The following is a 14845-nucleotide window of genomic DNA, read 5'->3' on the forward strand; positions in this document are numbered from 1 at the left end:
CACCGGCCCCAAGGCCCTGCCGGGTGTCGACGCATCCGATCGCTTCCATGGAAACACTCTGCCAGGAGGCTACGACATTTTTAGGCCGGCCCATTTTTAGGCCGGCCCCGGAACCAAGCCACCGATACCTACCGACGTTGGCTCGGCAACGAATCCCAAGGCCCCGACCGGTTCCGTCGTGGAAACCGAACTCAGACCGGCGGTCCCGCGTTCGGCTTGAGGTTCTTCATCACCAACGTCGAGTTGAGGCGCTCGACGGCGGGAAGCGCCGAGAGTTGGTCGTCGTAGAAGCGCTGGTAGGCCGGGAGATCGGCTGCGATCACGCGGAGGAGGTAGTCCGGCGAGCCGAAGAGTCTCTGGGCCTCGACGATGTTCGGAATGGCTGCCACCCGGTCTTCGAACTCCGACATCGTGGTGCGGTCAGCCTGGCGCAGGGTCACAAAGACTATCGCCTCGAATCCGAGGCCAATCGCCCCAGGATCGATGTCTGCCCTGTACCCACGGATGACCCCGGAAGCTTCGAGATCCCGCAGTCTGCGATGGCACGGAGCCACGGTCAATCCCACCTTTGCGGCGAGCGCGGTGGCAGTCATTCGGCCATCCTCTTTGAGGTGGCGCAAAATAGTTCTATCGATTCCATCAATCACGCAAATATCTTACCGAAACCGCGGCAAGCCTGGCTAAAAATAGGAACACTTATGGGCCGATTTTCCATAAAGTTCATGGTGTAACCGCCAGCCAGGAGCCACCATGAATCCCCAGCTTTTCCTCGCCTTCGTCATTGTCGCCGTCACCTTGGCGTGCACCCCGGGCGTCGATTGGGCGTATTCGATTGCCGCTGGCCTTCGGCAGCGCAGTTTCCTCCCCGCTGTGGCCGGCCTGTGCAGCGGCTACGTGCTGCACACGGCCCTCCTGGTGGCCGGACTCGCCGCCGTTTTGACGGGCGTTCCGGGGCTTCTTGGCTGGCTGACGATCGCGGGTGCCGCGTACTTGCTCTGGCTCGGCGTGAGCACCATGCGCTCGTGGCGCGGCGCGAGCTTCAGTGCGGATGACGCCGTCGGGCAGTCCCGAAACCAATTGCGCACCTTCCTGCAAGGCATGGGCACAAGCGGCATCAACCCCAAGGGCCTGCTGTTCTTCCTGGCGCTTGTGCCGCAATTCGTGAGCCCGGAGGCGTCGTTGCCGGTGCCGGTGCAGTCAGGCGTGCTGGGCCTCACGTTCGTCCTATTCGCAGGCATCATTTACACGGTGGTGGCCCTCGGCTCGCGGAAGCTGCTGCAGTCCCGGCCTTCGGCCGCGCGTGTGGTGACCCTTGCGAGCGGCATCATCATGATGGGCCTCGGGGCTGTCCTGCTCGGCGAGCAGCTGCTTCCGATGCTCCGGTGACACGGCCGCTGGGCTATCTCGCTCTGGTGTTCTTGGGCGAGGCAGCCTATGGTCGGCTTCATGTCCGATGACTTTTCAGCTCTCGTGGAGGCCTTCAAGAAGGTCGGCGTATCGAGGGCGTACGGCCCGCCCCTGCAGATCGCCGGAGAAGAACTGATTCCGGTAGCGTTGGTGTCCTTTGGATTCGGCGGAGGCAGCGATGGGGGCAATGCTGCTCCCACTTGTCGGCGCCGTGGGGGTCTCCATTCGGGGAATCATTCGCACGCGTCGGGCGTAGCCGCCCTGCGTTGGCCCCTGCTTTAGTCGCCCGGCTCGCCGAAGTCCTTGTTCCACATTCGGCGTATCTCGATGTCCTTGCGAATCCCATCGACCGCATCCAGCTCAGCGTCCTCCGTCTTGCCGCGCCGGACCCGCTCAGCGACAAAGGGCCTCGGCTTGGGCGTCCTCCGCCTGACCTCAAGCTTCGAGAGGGCCCGGTCCGTGAGGGCGTCGTTCCGCAAGGCGAGGCTGGTCTTCTTCCTGCGGAGTACCTCCTCAAGCGCGGCCTGCGCCGCCTCCCGCTCCCCCAACATCCTGAGTGACTGTGCCCGAATCAGCAGCAGCGCCGCCGAGAGGTCGTCCGTGTTGCGGAGCCCCTCAGTCCAGGCGACGACGTCGGCGTGCCGCTCGAGCGCCGCCGCCGCGGTGCAGCGGGCCAAGGCGGAGGGCAACGACGGCGGCAAGCTGGCCAGGGAGTCCAGCGCTTCCGCCGTCTGGCCCGTCTCCCTGAAGCAATGCGAGAGGGCGAGGAACACGGATTCCTCGCTGAACAGCACTGAAACGTCGATCCGCTCCGCCACCTCGATCCGCGTCACCACCCTGCGAAGGTAGCTTGATGAGAACTGGCTGGCGGCGTCGTCGATCCGGATGGACAAGCCCCGTTGCAGAAGTTCCGAGGCCCGGAGATATCCTCCGTGCTTGTACACAAGCAGCCCGGCAATCACGTAGCAGAGGCCAGCCCAGCCCGGGTAGGTACGCGCCAGGGTGATGAGCCGATCCGGTTCCGTGCTGGTGAAGACCGCGTCGTACACCGATTTGGCGGTCTTGCCAGCCAGCCGTTTGAGCCTGGGGACGTCCCCGGCGACGTCGATCCGGCCTGCGGCTTTTCCTCTCAGGACGCCCCAAATCGCACCGCCCAAGCCCTCAGCCAGTCCACCTACCGATGTGCGGACATGTCCGTTCCGGAACGGCGTGATGTCCCGGGTGTCCCCGAAAATCGCTCCGCGCACTCCGGGAACCGATGGCTCACTCACGGTTGCACTGCCATCACGGGATAAAGCGTCGCAGAATCGGGCATCACAGAACCATGCTAGCTGCGCTTGTCCCGGCCTCTCCCCTCTATTTCCGGGGTTTTCGGGAGTAAGATATCCTCGTCGGCAGGGTTTCCGACTCCTTGCCGCGATACGGCCCTCCATTTGAAGGGCCGATGGAAATCGTGATCGGGAGGAGCTATGACTACTGCTTCACACCCCGCGCAGCACCACGCGATGGGGCTGACGCTCCACAACTCAGCACTGATTTTGGGCTGGGTTTTCCTGGCTGTTGGCGTCTTGGGATTTATCCCGGGCATCACCAGCAATTACGGCGCCATGACCTTCGCAGGACATGACTCGGGCGCCATGCTTCTTGGAGTCTTCCAAGTATCCGTCCTGCACAATATTGTCCATTTGCTGTTCGGCGCAGCAGGCCTGTACTTCGCAAGGACTGGAAGGATGGCGCGCGGTTACCTCATCGGTGGCGGCGCAATCTACCTCGTCTTGTGGATCTACGGCCTGATCACCATGTCGAACATGAGCGCTGACTTCGTGCCCATGAACGCTGCGGACGACTGGCTGCACCTGGTTCTCGGTGTTGTCATGGTTGCCGTTGGGCTATGGCTTGGACGCGATGTAAGGGAGGAGTCGAAGGGCCGCGCCATGTAGCGCCCCCTCACTCTGCAGCACTCTGCAGTTGCACGACGGCGACCGTCCCTTTCGGGCGGCCGCCGCCTTTGCGTCCGGGGTGCCTACCCGAGAAGCCGATGTTCGTAGGCAAAGGCCACTAGCTGAAGCCTGGTACGCAGCCCGAGCTTGCTGAGCACACTGCGTAGGTGGGATTTCACTGTCGCCTCGGAGACAAACAGGCTCTGCGCCATCTCGGCGTTCCCCAAGCCTTTGGCCGCCAGGAGGAACACATCCCGCTCGCGCGGCGACAACTCGTCCATCACGGCGAGGTCCGGCCCGGCGACCGGCACCGTCCTGGCCGCGTGCTGGAAGAGTTCGTGAACCGAACCGGGCGCGATCACTGAGTATCCCGAATACACGGTCCGGATGGCAGCCAGCAGAAATTCCGGTTCGGCGCTCTTGAGCAGGTATCCGCTCGCGCCCGCCTGCACGGCGTCAACCACGGCTTGGTCCCTGTTGAAGGTGGTCAGGGCAATGATCTTTGGCTTGTCCACCCCGGCCGCATCGGCTTCCTCCGTGATGCGGCGCGTGGCCTCCACTCCGTCAAGCACCGGCATCCGAAGGTCCATCAGCATCACGTCCGGCCGCTGCCTGGCCGCGAGCGCCACGGCTTGTTCGCCGTCGTCGGCCTCCCAAGCCATGTCCATGTCCGCTTGGCTCTGGACGAGCATGCGGATGCCGGAGCGGAACAGCGGTTGGTCGTCCACCAAGGCCACCGTGATCGGTGTTTCAGCCACGTCCGACGCTTTCCCGCTCAGTGCCCGACGACGGCGAGGCGCCCTCGAGAGCCAGCGCCGGCTCCTGCTCCAGCCCCTCAACGGACGGAACACCCTCCTCTTCCGCTCCACCTTCCGGAAGGAGCGCTGCCGGCCGCGAACCATAGGGGATGAACACCGTCACGCGGAACTGCTCGCCGTCGGGCCCGGAACTGAGCCAGCCGCCGGCTAGGTGAGCACGCTCGCGCATTCCGGGGATGCCGCGCCCCACGCGCTCGGCGGTACCGCCGTCGTCCGTCCCCCCAATCGAAACGGACGCCGGCAATTCCGACGCGACGTGCATGGTCAGCCCGGGGCCGCTCCAGTCGAAATGAAGGCGCACGGCGGTGCCGCGTCCGCCGTGCTTGAGGGCGTTCGTCAGGCATTCCTGCACAATCCGGAATACCGCGAGTTGCTGGCCCGCGCCAAGGTCCACCGGGGTTCCGGTTTCGCTCTGCTGGACCTTGAGGCTCCCCTGGCGCATCCGCTCCACAAGAGGCCCGACGTCGGTGAGCCGGGGCTGCGGAGCCACCAGACCGTCGTCGCGCACTCCCTCAATGACGCGCTGGGCGTCCACGAGTGCGTGGCGGGCTGACACCGCGATATTCTCCAAGGCGTCGAGCACCGCTTTGGGTTGGTCCTGGCTGAGATAACGGGTGCCGTCGGCCTGCGCGGCGATCACAGCGAGCGAGTGCGCCAAGACGTCGTGAAGGTCGCGGGCGATCCGCGTGCGCTCCTGTTCCACGACGAGCTCGACCTCGGTCTCCTTGAGGTTTGCTTGGACGAGATTCCGGGCTTTGAAAAGGCTCCCGCGTTCTTCGTAGAGGCGCAGGGCCAGGCCCGCTGCGCCGCAACCAGCTGCGATGAGGAAAAGGAACGAGAACACCTGCCAGCCGTTGTTGGCCAGGGCGAATCTGTCGCCCATAAATAACGGCCGGAACCAGCCAACGCCCTGCCCGTAGCGCCACGACAACATCATGAAAACCATTACACCGGCGAAAGCCACATTGCTCCCGGCGACAACAAATTGCAGACGACCCCTCGCCGTCCACATCGAAAACCCCAAGGCAATGAATGAGCCCAAGTAAATCGCCCAATCATTGGAATCAGGCTCCGGGATGAAGTACACCAACTGACCCATTAGCAAGACGGCCGTGAATCCCAGAGAGAGCACGGGTCGCCATGCCGAGACAGCAATGGCGAAAGTGGTCAAGATCAGTATCGAAAATCTTGACAGAATAAGCTTCCACAATTCGGCCCAATGGGGAAGCCATGCCGCCATAAATCCCGCTTCCGCCACGCACCACAGCGTGAAGAAAATGACGGCCGCCGCAGGGGCGCCCCAATGCCGTACAACTTTCAGTGTCTGTTCCATGTCAGCCACCCTATCCACGGCCAAGCACGGGGGAACGCCGATTCCGCGCTCCGGCGTTCGATCTCCACCCGGAAGCCAGCGGATTCATCCTTGGAGCCAGCGCGAGACGTGAGCGAGCGTTTGGGAAAATGCCGGCATAAGTGAGCGAGCGTCGACCAAAAAGCCGGCATAAGTGAGCGAGCGTTTGGGAAAATGCCGGCATAAGTGAGCGAGCGTTTGTCGAACCAGACCCCCGCTCACATATCGGGCCAAAATCCCAAACGCGCGCTCACATATCGGGCCCACATCCCAAACGCTCGCGCACCTATCCGGCCCACATCCCAAACCATCGCTCACTTATCCCGAACGGCGGAACAAAAAGAACGACGGCGACCCTCCCCAGCACGGGAGGGTCGCCGTCGTCGGCTCGTAGGGTTAAGCGCGCGGGCTATTCAGCCGCCGCGGCGACCGCCGCGGTGACTGCAGGGGCAACCCGGGGATCCAGCGGGCTGGGCACGATGTATTCGGCAGAGAGTTCGTCCTCGGCGAGCGCGGCGATGGCGCGGGCCGCGGCGATCTTCATGGCCGGAGTGATGCGGCGTGCGCCGGCGTCCAAGGCTCCGCGGAAAATTCCGGGGAAGGCCAGGACGTTGTTGATCTGGTTCGGGAAGTCGCTCCGGCCAGTGGCCACGACGGCTGCGTACTTGACGGCGACCTCGGGCAGGACTTCCGGGTCCGGGTTGGACAGGGCGAACACGATCGAATTCTCGTTCATGAGCTTCAAGTGTTCCTCGGCCAGCTTGGACGAAGAAACGCCGATGAACACGTCGGCGCCCTGCAGGGCCTCCGCGGGTCCGCCGGAAAGGGCGCGGGGGTTGGTGCGCTGGGCGAAGCGGGCCTTGACGCTGCCCGAATCGGCCACCAGGTCGGCGCGCTCGGCGTTGATGATGCCCTTGGAATCCAGGAGCACAACGTCCTTGACGCCTGCGGTCAGCAGGATCTCGGAGACCGCGATCCCCGCGGCGCCAGCGCCGGAAACGACAACTTTCAGTCCCTCAAGCTCACGGCCGGTCACCTTGGCGGCGTTCGTCAAGGCCGCGAGAACCACGACGGCGGTGCCGTGTTGGTCATCGTGCATGACGGGGCAGTCGAGGGCTTCGATGAGGCGCTCTTCGAGTTCGAAGCAGCGGGGTGCTGAGATGTCTTCGAGGTTCACGGCGCCGAAGCTAGGACGCAGGCGGACCAGCGTCTCGATGATTTCGTCCACGTTGGTGGTGTTGAGGACCAAGGGGATGGAGTCAAGATCACCGAAGGCCTTGAAGAGCGCGGACTTTCCTTCCATGACGGGGAGGGAGGCGCTGGGTCCGATATCGCCCAGGCCCAGGACAGCGGTCCCATCGCTGACGACCACAACGAGCCGCTCTGCCCAGGTGTGCGTGCGTGCAAGCTCCGGGTTCGCGTGGATCGCGCGGCTCACTTCGGCGACGCCGGGCGTGTAGGCGATGGAAAGGTCCCGCTTGTTCAAAAGCGGCACGGTGCTGGACACGGAGAGCTTGCCGCCCTCGTGGGCGGTGAAGATTTCCTCTTCACTCAGCGCCAGGGCAGTCAGATTCTGTTCAGGGGTGATGGTCTCGACGGACACGTCGTTGTCTCCTCAGGCTAGCCGTGAACCCACGGCACAATTCGGGCAGGTATAGAGGCTTCGGTGCCGGACCAAGGGTGGCTGGTCCGTGCGGTGAAACTCCTGCGGATATGGGCTGCTAGCCGCTTGGGTCCTGTCTTCGTAGACAGGGGCCTGATAGGAAGACTAGAGACATCCAGTCATAAACTCATACTTTTGGTCGTAGTGGTCTAGACCAATTACGGTGATTCCCCGAAAAGCTACGCGTCCGCAATCAACTTGCAGGCGTTCTTGAGGTCCTTCTCTGCGTCGAAAAGTGAGATCCGGCGGCAGTTGACGGACTGGACCAGACCACTGATGACGTGGAGCAGAATCCTGGCCCTCCCGGCATCGCCGATCGCAGCCGCGACCATCTCGGCCGAAAGCGCCTCGATATCGCGCAAGAGTACGGGGATGTCACCATCGCGGGTGTCCCACGTGCGGGACAGGCAGTGTTCTACAGCGGGTTGCATGACTCGCATGTGGAAAATTTCCATCCCGAGACCGGTGAGCTCTTGCTGGCTGCACCTCGAAGATGCCGGCTTGGCGTCGTTGAGTTCGCGGAGCTGCTGCCGGTAGACGGCGAGCATCAGATGGACGGTGGACGGAAAGTAACGGTAGAGCGTCCCCAGCGGAACGTGGGCCCGAGTGGATACATCCGAGAGGCTCACAGTATCGAACTGCCGCTGGGCGAATCCCGCGGCAGTCTTCAGTATCCGGGCGTAGCGCAATAGCTGTCTCGGCGTGGTGGGAGCAGCCGCCATTTGGGGCAACCCCGCGGCCAGATCCAGCGAATACGGTTCCAAGGAGTTCGGTTCGGACATTTCCGGCGTTCTGTTGGTTTGGGCTTCGTTCGGGGAGATTGCGCGGCCCCCCATAGACCGAGCGCGTCCTGACAATGATACGGCAGCAAGTTGTCAGTTCCCTGAGAACGGATTCCCAGGTCTACGCGACGCCCTTGATCTTCACGACGAAAACCGCTCCCAGCAAGCCAATGACCGCTGCGGCCACATACAGCGAGACGTAACCACCCCAGAACACAACGAAAATCGAGGCAATCGCCGGCGCGATCACCTGCGGCAAAGAGTTGGCGATGTTGATGACCCCAAGGTCCCTGCCCCGATCCAAGGCCGCAGGCAGCACTTGGGTAATGAGGGCGAAGTCGACCGCCAGATACGCACCGAAGCCCACGCCGAGCACCACGGCACCCGCAATGGCCCCCGTCCACGTGGGTTCGAACGCGAGGATCAACGCAGCTATCGAGATGACGACGGAGGAAGCAATGACCAACGGTTTGCGTTTGCCCATGCGGTCGCTGATGGCACCGCCCACCACGCTGGTGATGATCACCATGACGGCATAAAGGCCTGTCAGGATGAGGACGCCAAACTCCGGCTTGATCCCCTGCATTTCCTCGATATGCACGGCATCCTTGAGGAAGAAGAGCAAGTACAAAGTGACCATGTGGTTGCCGACATTGACCAGGAACCTCGTCAACCATGCCCACGCGAAGTCCGGGTATTTGACAGGCGAGATCCAAAAGCCCTTGACGAATGTCCACAGTTTGAACGGTGGCCTGGCCTCGGGAGCGAGAGGCACGTCGCCATTCTTGAAAAGATAGAGCACGACGCCGGCAAGCAGCGCAGCGGCGCACAGGATGTAGCCGAGGGCAAAGTTCCCCGAAACTACGGAAGCGATGACTGCGCCAACGAGAATGCCCACCGTCTGGCCCATGGCCGCAAGGCCGCCGACCGCGCCGCGTTGGGGCACAGGCACGCGGTCCGGAATAGCCGCCGTGATCGCCGCATAGGCACCGTTACAGCCGGCTTGGACAAGGCACCACAGAATAGTCATGACCGCCACGTTGGGAGCTCCCGCTAGCGCAAGCAATGCGGCGGTACCCAGGATGGCCCCGAAAAGCACCCAAGGGACTCGCCGTCCGAAGCGGGACGTGGTGCGATCGCTGAACGCTCCAAACAGGGGATTCGCGACCATAGACACCGCCGCACCACATCCCGTAACGAGCGCAAGGATGGCTTCCTTCTGGCCTTCGTCAAAGTGGATGGCCTGCTGTCCAAGCAGAACCTGGATCGGGCCGAAGAAGGCGGCGTTGATGCCAACATTGACGAGCACTACTCCGGTGACCCACAGCGACCGGACGCGCTCCACGGGCTCGGCGAGCGCCGTCGTCGGGCCTTGCGTTCGCGAAGGATCGAGGGCAGGATCCGCCACCGGTCTTTCAGGCAATGAACCGGGCAGATCGGACAGGCTCATGACGGTACTCCCCTAGCCTCTGGACGTGTGAATTCAGCCTAGCGCCGAGGGAGCCTGCCCGGCTGTCATGAAGGCGCGTATGTGGACAACCGGCAAGCCCAGGACCCGCTATGGCTCGTCCGCACGCGTTAGGGTAACTCCAACGGACCGAGGAGGATCAACGATGAACAGCCCAGCGAACCCCATCAACACCGCCGATCTCTACGACGAGCGTGCCGAAGAAGTCGAGTCGATATCACTGCAGTTCCAGGACCTCGGCGGCATGTCCCACTTCAACGGCCCCGTTCGCACCATCAAATGCTTTGAGGACAATGCGTTGGTGAAGACCATTCTGGCAACACCGGGCGAGGGCGCCGTGCTGGTGGTGGATGGTTATGGCTCCCTGCGCACCGCCCTCATGGGGGACATGATTGCCGAAAGCGCCGTCGCGAACGGCTGGGCCGGCGTCGTGATTAATGGGGCCATCCGCGATCGCGTGGCGATCGCGGAGCTGCCTCTGGGCGTCAAAGCCCTTGGTAGCAACCCCAAGAAGAGCTCCAAAGTGGGCCGTGGCGAAGTGGACATCGCCTTGGTGATTGACGGAGTGCACATCGAACCCGGCAACCTGATCTACTGCGATCCTGACGGGATTCTGGTGGAGCGGTGACATTTTTCTCGCCAATCGGGTAAGACAGGGAATACAGGAGCCATTAGGATAGTTACTGAAAGCAACTATCCTGCTTAGTCCCCTTACATCCACCCTTGGAGAAGCAATGTCCAACGCCACGCCTGTGCGGGCCGCCGGAGAGGTCTTGACACACCGTCAGACGCTTACCGTCATGGTGGGCCTCATGCTCGGCATGTTCCTGTCCTCCCTGGACCAGACCATTGTGTCCACGTCCATTTACACGATCGCCAACGACCTGGACGGCCTGTCCCTGCAGGCGTGGGCCACTACGGCCTACCTCATCACATCCACGGTGACCACCCCGTTGTACGGCAAGCTCAGCGACATCTTCGGCCGCCGCCCGCTGTACCTCGCCGCGATCCTGATCTTCCTCGCCGGATCCCTGTACGCCGGTTCCGTGCATTCCATGACCGAGCTCGCCATCGCCCGCGGCATCCAGGGTATGGGCGCCGGCGGTCTGCTGGCCCTCGCCTTGACGATCATCGGCGACATCGTTGCCCTGAAGGATCGTGCCAAGTACCAGGGCTACTTCATGTCCGTCTTTGGCGTTTCCTCGGTGCTCGGGCCCGTGGTCGGCGGTGCCTTTGCAGGCTCGGCCAACATCCTTGGCTTCGACGGCTGGCGCTGGGTCTTCTTCATCAACCTGCCCATCGGGCTGGCCGCACTGGCTGTGGTGTTCTTCTATCTGCACCTGCCCGCGAAGCACGTCAAGCAGAAGATCGACTACTGGGGCGCGGCAGCCATCACGCTGGCAATCGTTCCGCTGCTGCTCGTGGCCGAACAAGGCCGCAGCTGGGGCTGGACCTCCGGGAACGCATGGATCTGCTACGGGCTTGGCGTCATCGGCATCATCGCCTTCCTGCTGGTTGAGCGGCGTGCCGGCGACTACGCGCTGATCCCCCTTCGGCTCTTCAGGAACATCACCTTCGGCTTGTCTTCCCTGCTGAACTTCATCATCGGCATCGGTATGTTCGGGGCCATCGCGATGCTCCCGATGTACCTGCAGCTGGTCAAGGGCCTCACCCCCACCGAGGCCGGCCTCATGATGATCACCTTCACGGTGGGCATCCTCTTCGGTTCCATTACAGCGGGACGGACCATCTCGGCGTCGGGCGTTTTCCGGATCTTCCCGATCCTCGGCACCGGCATCCTGACCGCCGCCGCAATCGTCATGGGCCTGTCCCTCGGCGTGGACACCGGCCTCTGGGTTCCCGGCCTGATCGCCGTCTTCTTCGGCATGGGCCTGGGCTTCTGCATGCAGCCGCTCACCCTGGCCATGCAGGTCTCCGTACCGCCTAAGGACATGGGCGTGGGCACGTCCACTGCAGCGTTCTTCCGTTCCATGGGCGGCGCCGTGGGTACCGCCGTGTTCATCTCGATGCTCTTCAGCCTGGCCGCCGACAAGATCGCCTCGGGCATGAAGGACGCCATGGGCAGCGCGGACTACCTCAAGGTGCTCAAGGATCCTGCGGTAGCCGCGGATCCTGCCAACGCCAAGCTGTACGACTTCTTCAAGAACGGCGCCACGAACGATTCGCTGAACGACACCAGCTGGCTGCACCACGCCAACCCGGCGCTCACCCGGCCCATCCTTGAAGGCTTCGCGCAGTCGATCGACACCGTGATGCTGACCGCCGCGGCGCTCACCGGCCTCGCGTTCCTCATCACCTTCGCTTTGCCGAACAAGAAACTCACGGATCCGAAGGCGGCAGCGAAGGAATCCGTCTCGGCCCACTAATATCTCGAATCGCGTCACGGCAGGCAGTCTTTTGGGCTGCCTGCCGTTGTCGTTTCCAGCGTTTGCGCGGTGGAGCGCCCGACGGCGGCGCGAAAGTTTGCGTGGCGTGACACGTCCGGTGTGGCTGGTGGGGTTGACTGGAAGTCACGCTGGCGGCGTGCCACACTGTGTAGCGCGAGTGCACCGGCGTCCCCGTCGGAACCAGCTGCCGACGACGACCGCGCCGCACAATCCACCACATTTCCTCAAGGGAGAGCCATGCCCAAATCCAGCTCCGACAGCCGTTCCGGCGTCCCACGCAAAGTAATTGGCCTGGCCGTTGCCGGAGCTGTGGGCGGTTTCCTCTTCGGCTTCGATTCCTCCGTGGTCAACGGCGCCGTCGACGCGATGAAGGACGAATTCATGCTGAGCGAAGCCGTCACCGGCTTCGCTGTGGCGGTCGCGCTGCTCGGCTGCGCAGCAGGGGCGTACCTCGCGGGGAAGGTGGCCGACCGCTACGGCCGCATCCCGGCCATGAAGCTTGGTGCCGCACTCTTCCTGGTCAGTTCCATCGGGACGGGCTTGGCCTTCAGCGTCTGGGACCTGGTTTTCTGGCGGCTGGTTGGCGGCCTGGGCATCGGCCTCGCGTCGGTGATCGCGCCGGCCTACATCTCGGAAATCTCCCCGCGCCAGGTCCGTGGGCGGCTCGCGTCGCTGCAGCAGCTCGCGATCACCACCGGCATTTTCGCGGCCCTGCTGTCCGACGCGGTCCTGGCCACGTCCGCGGGAAGCGCCCACCACGCGTTGTGGCTGGGAATTGAGGCCTGGCGCTGGATGTTCATCGCGTGCGCCGTGCCCGCCGCGATATACGGCCTGATCGCTTTCCGGCTGCCCGAATCCCCGCATTTCCTGGTCCTCAACGGCAAGGAAGACACCGCACGCAAAATCTTCGACACCCTGATGCCCGGCGATGACACCGAACGCCACATCCGCGAAATCCGCGACTCCATCAAGCAGGACGAGCTCTCCACCAAGAAGGGCTCCCTGCGTGGCAAGGCCTTCGGCCTGCAACCAGTTGTGTGGATCGGCATCATCCTGTCCGTGCTGCAGCAATTCGTCGGCATCAACGTGATCTTCTACTACTCCACCACCCTGTGGAAGGCAGTCGGCTTCCACGAGCAGGACTCCCTGACCATCTCGGTGGCAACGTCCGTCACCAACATCCTGGTGACGCTCGTGGCCATCGCCCTCGTGGACCGCATCGGCCGCCGGCCCATCCTGCTGGCTGGCTCGATCGGCATGGCCGTGTCCCTGGGTGCCATGGCGCTGGCCTTCTCTTCTGCCACCGGGACAGGCTCTTCGGTTTCCTTGAGCGGCGCCTGGGGTCCTGTGGCCCTCGTTGCCGCCAACGTCTTCGTGGTGAGCTTCGGCGCTTCGTGGGGACCGTTGGTGTGGGTGCTCCTGGGCGAGATCTTCCCGTCCCGCATCCGGGCCCGTGCGCTCGGCCTGGCCGCCGCAGCCCAGTGGATCGCCAACTTCGCCATCACCTTGAGCTTCCCGATCATGGCGGCCGGTTCGCTGCCGCTGACTTACGGCATGTACGCACTGTTCGCCGCGGCGTCGTTCTTCTTCGTCATGTTCAAGGTGCCAGAAACCAACGGCATGTCCCTCGAACAGGCCGACACCTTGTTCGTCCCGAAGGGCTCCAAGCCTGCGGAGCTCGCGGTCACACCCCAGTAGTCTCCACCCAACTGACTCGCAGTTGTTGTCGTTATGAGGCCTCAAAACGACAACAACTGCGAGCTAGTTGGGCCCTCCTACAGGAGGTGCGGTTCGTGGGACTTCAGGAAGCGGCGACCACCAGCGGCCACGAGGATCGCGAACGCGAGGGCAAGGGCGGCGGCGAAGAACGGCACCTGCGGGCCGAAGTGCTCACCCAGCTGGGCCGCGACAAACGGAGCCAGCGCCCCGCCCATCCAGCGCACAAAGTTGTAACCGGCCGATGCTACCGGACGCGGCGAATCGGAGACCTCCATGGCCAGTTCGGTGTAGAGCGTGTTGTTGATGCCCAGCAGGGCGCCCGCCACAATGACAAGCACGACGACGGCAGTCACCGAGTGCCCCGCGGCCAGTCCCAGCCCGACGAGGTCCAGCAAAAGAGCGGCGAGGGTGCCGATCAGGACGTTGGTGGTGCCGAATCGACGCTGCAGCAGGGGAGCCACGAAGACCGAGAACACGGCCACTGCTACGCCCCAACCGAAGAACACGGCACCGATACCGTAGGCGTCCATTCCAAGGATGAAGGGCGTGAAGGCAAGGATCGTGAAGAAGCCGTAGTTGTAGAACAGGGCACTGGCCGCAGTGGTGCGGAGGCCCTTGTGGCCCAGGGCAAGGAGAGGGTCACGCAAACGGGCCTTCGTTGCCGGCGTCGGGGTCTTGGGTAACAAGGCCAGCAAGGCGATGAAGGAAACGGCCATGAGGACGGCGGTGCCGAAGAACGGCGCGCGCCACTGCCAGCCGCCCAGAAGCGCGCCGAGCAACGGGCCGAGGGAAATGCCCAAGCCAAGGGCTGCTTCGTACAGGATGATCGCAGTTCCGGTTCCACCGCTCGCGACGCCGACAATCACGGCAAGCGCGGTGGCCACGAAGAGAGCGTTGCCAAGTCCCCAACCCGCGCGGAATCCGACCAGCTCACCCACGCTTCCGGACAGGCCGGAGAGCGAGGCGAACACGACAATCAGGGCAAGGCCGATCATGAGCGTCTTCTTGCCGCCGATCCGCGAAGAGACGAACCCCGTCACGAGCATCGCGACCGCAGTCACGAGGAAGTAGCTCGTGAAGAGCAACGACACTTGGCTGGGGCTGGCCTGGAGGTTCTTGGCGATGGCCGGCAGGATCGGGTCCACCAAACCGATGCCCATGAAGGCGAAGACGGCGGCAATCGCCGTGGCCCACACAGCCTTGGGCTGCTTGAGGAACGAAGCCTTCTCGGCCTCGAGGGTTTCTTCCGCTGGCTGCAGTTGATCTGCGAGCTGGCCTTTCATGGACTG

Annotated in this window: 14 protein-coding genes; 5 read left to right on the plus strand and 9 right to left on the minus strand. The window is 63.4% G+C overall.

Annotated elements, in window-relative coordinates; translation table 11 throughout:
- Positions 1-191 precede the first annotated feature (191 nt).
- Entirely contained in the window at positions 192-647 is a 456-nt protein-coding gene (locus AC3WJM_RS06490) for an Lrp/AsnC family transcriptional regulator (RefSeq protein ID WP_284989253.1), read from the minus strand.
- Positions 648-750: 103 nt separating this feature from the next.
- On the opposite strand from AC3WJM_RS06490, the gene AC3WJM_RS06495 reads away from it, so the two are divergent.
- Positions 751-1386 carry a LysE family translocator gene (locus tag AC3WJM_RS06495; RefSeq protein WP_492271429.1) on the plus strand — a complete coding sequence of 212 codons (636 nt, stop codon included), beginning with the start codon at positions 751-753 and terminating at the stop codon, positions 1384-1386.
- A gap of 75 nt (positions 1387-1461) precedes the next feature.
- Here AC3WJM_RS06495 and AC3WJM_RS06500 read toward each other — a convergent pair whose 3' ends face one another.
- Positions 1462-1632 carry a hypothetical protein gene (locus AC3WJM_RS06500; RefSeq protein ID WP_492259143.1) on the minus strand — a complete coding sequence of 57 codons (171 nt, stop codon included), beginning with the start codon at positions 1630-1632 and terminating at the stop codon, positions 1462-1464.
- 53 nt (positions 1633-1685) lie between these two features.
- A complete protein-coding gene (locus AC3WJM_RS06505) occupies positions 1686-2678 on the minus strand; it encodes a hypothetical protein (RefSeq protein WP_492271430.1) in 993 nt (330 codons plus the stop codon).
- A 198-nt stretch (positions 2679-2876) separates the two neighbouring features.
- Between AC3WJM_RS06505 and AC3WJM_RS06510 the strand changes: the two genes are divergently transcribed.
- Entirely contained in the window at positions 2877-3347 is a 471-nt protein-coding gene (locus AC3WJM_RS06510; protein WP_059388710.1) for a DUF4383 domain-containing protein, read from the plus strand.
- Between the two features lie 83 nt (positions 3348-3430).
- On the opposite strand, the gene AC3WJM_RS06515 is transcribed toward AC3WJM_RS06510, so the two are convergent.
- The 5 genes from AC3WJM_RS06515 to AC3WJM_RS06535 form a co-directional block, all read right to left on the minus strand.
- Positions 3431-4105 (minus strand): response regulator transcription factor, encoded by a 675-nt coding sequence (locus AC3WJM_RS06515; RefSeq protein WP_332602874.1) that lies wholly within the window; start codon positions 4103-4105, stop codon positions 3431-3433.
- Complete coding sequence (locus AC3WJM_RS06520) at positions 4098-5048, minus strand: sensor histidine kinase (protein WP_492271431.1); 951 nt, start codon at positions 5046-5048, stop codon at positions 4098-4100. Before AC3WJM_RS06520 ends, AC3WJM_RS06515 begins: the two co-directional genes overlap by 8 nt.
- 877 nt (positions 5049-5925) lie before the next feature.
- The gene (locus AC3WJM_RS06525; protein WP_307053233.1) at positions 5926-7119 is read right to left on the minus strand and encodes an NAD(P)-dependent malic enzyme; all 1194 of its coding nucleotides are present in this window, start codon (positions 7117-7119) and stop codon (positions 5926-5928) included.
- Between the two features lie 239 nt (positions 7120-7358).
- Positions 7359-7961: a TetR/AcrR family transcriptional regulator gene (locus AC3WJM_RS06530; protein ID WP_059388712.1), complete on the minus strand. Its 603-nt coding sequence runs from the start codon at positions 7959-7961 to the stop codon at positions 7359-7361.
- A gap of 121 nt (positions 7962-8082) precedes the next feature.
- On the minus strand, positions 8083-9411 hold the full coding sequence (locus tag AC3WJM_RS06535; protein WP_306963590.1) for an MFS transporter: 1329 nt from the start codon (positions 9409-9411) through the stop codon (positions 8083-8085).
- Positions 9412-9574: 163 nt separating this feature from the next.
- Here AC3WJM_RS06535 and rraA point away from each other — a divergent pair, with 163 nt between their 5' ends.
- The 3 genes from rraA (at position 9575) to AC3WJM_RS06550 (ending at position 13535) form a co-directional block, all read left to right on the plus strand.
- Positions 9575-10057, plus strand: coding sequence for a ribonuclease E activity regulator RraA (gene rraA, locus AC3WJM_RS06540; protein ID WP_059388714.1), 483 nt, complete (start codon positions 9575-9577; stop codon positions 10055-10057).
- A 106-nt stretch (positions 10058-10163) separates the two neighbouring features.
- Entirely contained in the window at positions 10164-11816 is a 1653-nt protein-coding gene (locus AC3WJM_RS06545) for an MDR family MFS transporter (RefSeq protein ID WP_284988974.1), read from the plus strand.
- 258 nt (positions 11817-12074) lie between these two features.
- Positions 12075-13535, plus strand: a complete 1461-nt coding sequence (locus AC3WJM_RS06550; protein WP_492271432.1) for a sugar porter family MFS transporter — start codon at positions 12075-12077, stop codon at positions 13533-13535.
- A gap of 77 nt (positions 13536-13612) precedes the next feature.
- Here AC3WJM_RS06550 and AC3WJM_RS06555 read toward each other — a convergent pair whose 3' ends face one another.
- Positions 13613-14839 carry an MFS transporter gene (locus AC3WJM_RS06555; RefSeq protein ID WP_492271433.1) on the minus strand — a complete coding sequence of 409 codons (1227 nt, stop codon included), beginning with the start codon at positions 14837-14839 and terminating at the stop codon, positions 13613-13615.
- Positions 14840-14845: the final 6 nt, after the last annotated feature.

This window comes from Arthrobacter sp. FW306-1B-G06A (assembly GCF_058781765.1).

Bases quoted from the DNA above. Each gene is read 5' to 3' on its own strand.
- AC3WJM_RS06545 (WP_284988974.1), top strand. From the start codon at position 10,164: ATGTCCAACGCCACGCCTGTGCGGGCCGCCGGAGAGGTCTTGACACAC.
- AC3WJM_RS06520 (WP_492271431.1), bottom strand. From the start codon at position 5,048: ATGGGCGACAGATTCGCCCTGGCCAACAACGGCTGGCAGGTGTTCTCG.
- AC3WJM_RS06535 (WP_306963590.1), bottom strand. From the start codon at position 9,411: ATGAGCCTGTCCGATCTGCCCGGTTCATTGCCTGAAAGACCGGTGGCG.
- AC3WJM_RS06495 (WP_492271429.1), top strand. From the start codon at position 751: ATGAATCCCCAGCTTTTCCTCGCCTTCGTCATTGTCGCCGTCACCTTG.
- AC3WJM_RS06555 (WP_492271433.1), bottom strand. From the start codon at position 14,839: ATGAAAGGCCAGCTCGCAGATCAACTGCAGCCAGCGGAAGAAACCCTC.
- AC3WJM_RS06500 (WP_492259143.1), bottom strand. From the start codon at position 1,632: ATGGAGACCCCCACGGCGCCGACAAGTGGGAGCAGCATTGCCCCCATC.
- AC3WJM_RS06530 (WP_059388712.1), bottom strand. From the start codon at position 7,961: ATGTCCGAACCGAACTCCTTGGAACCGTATTCGCTGGATCTGGCCGCG.
- AC3WJM_RS06550 (WP_492271432.1), top strand. From the start codon at position 12,075: ATGCCCAAATCCAGCTCCGACAGCCGTTCCGGCGTCCCACGCAAAGTA.
- rraA (WP_059388714.1), top strand. From the start codon at position 9,575: ATGAACAGCCCAGCGAACCCCATCAACACCGCCGATCTCTACGACGAG.
- AC3WJM_RS06510 (WP_059388710.1), top strand. From the start codon at position 2,877: ATGACTACTGCTTCACACCCCGCGCAGCACCACGCGATGGGGCTGACG.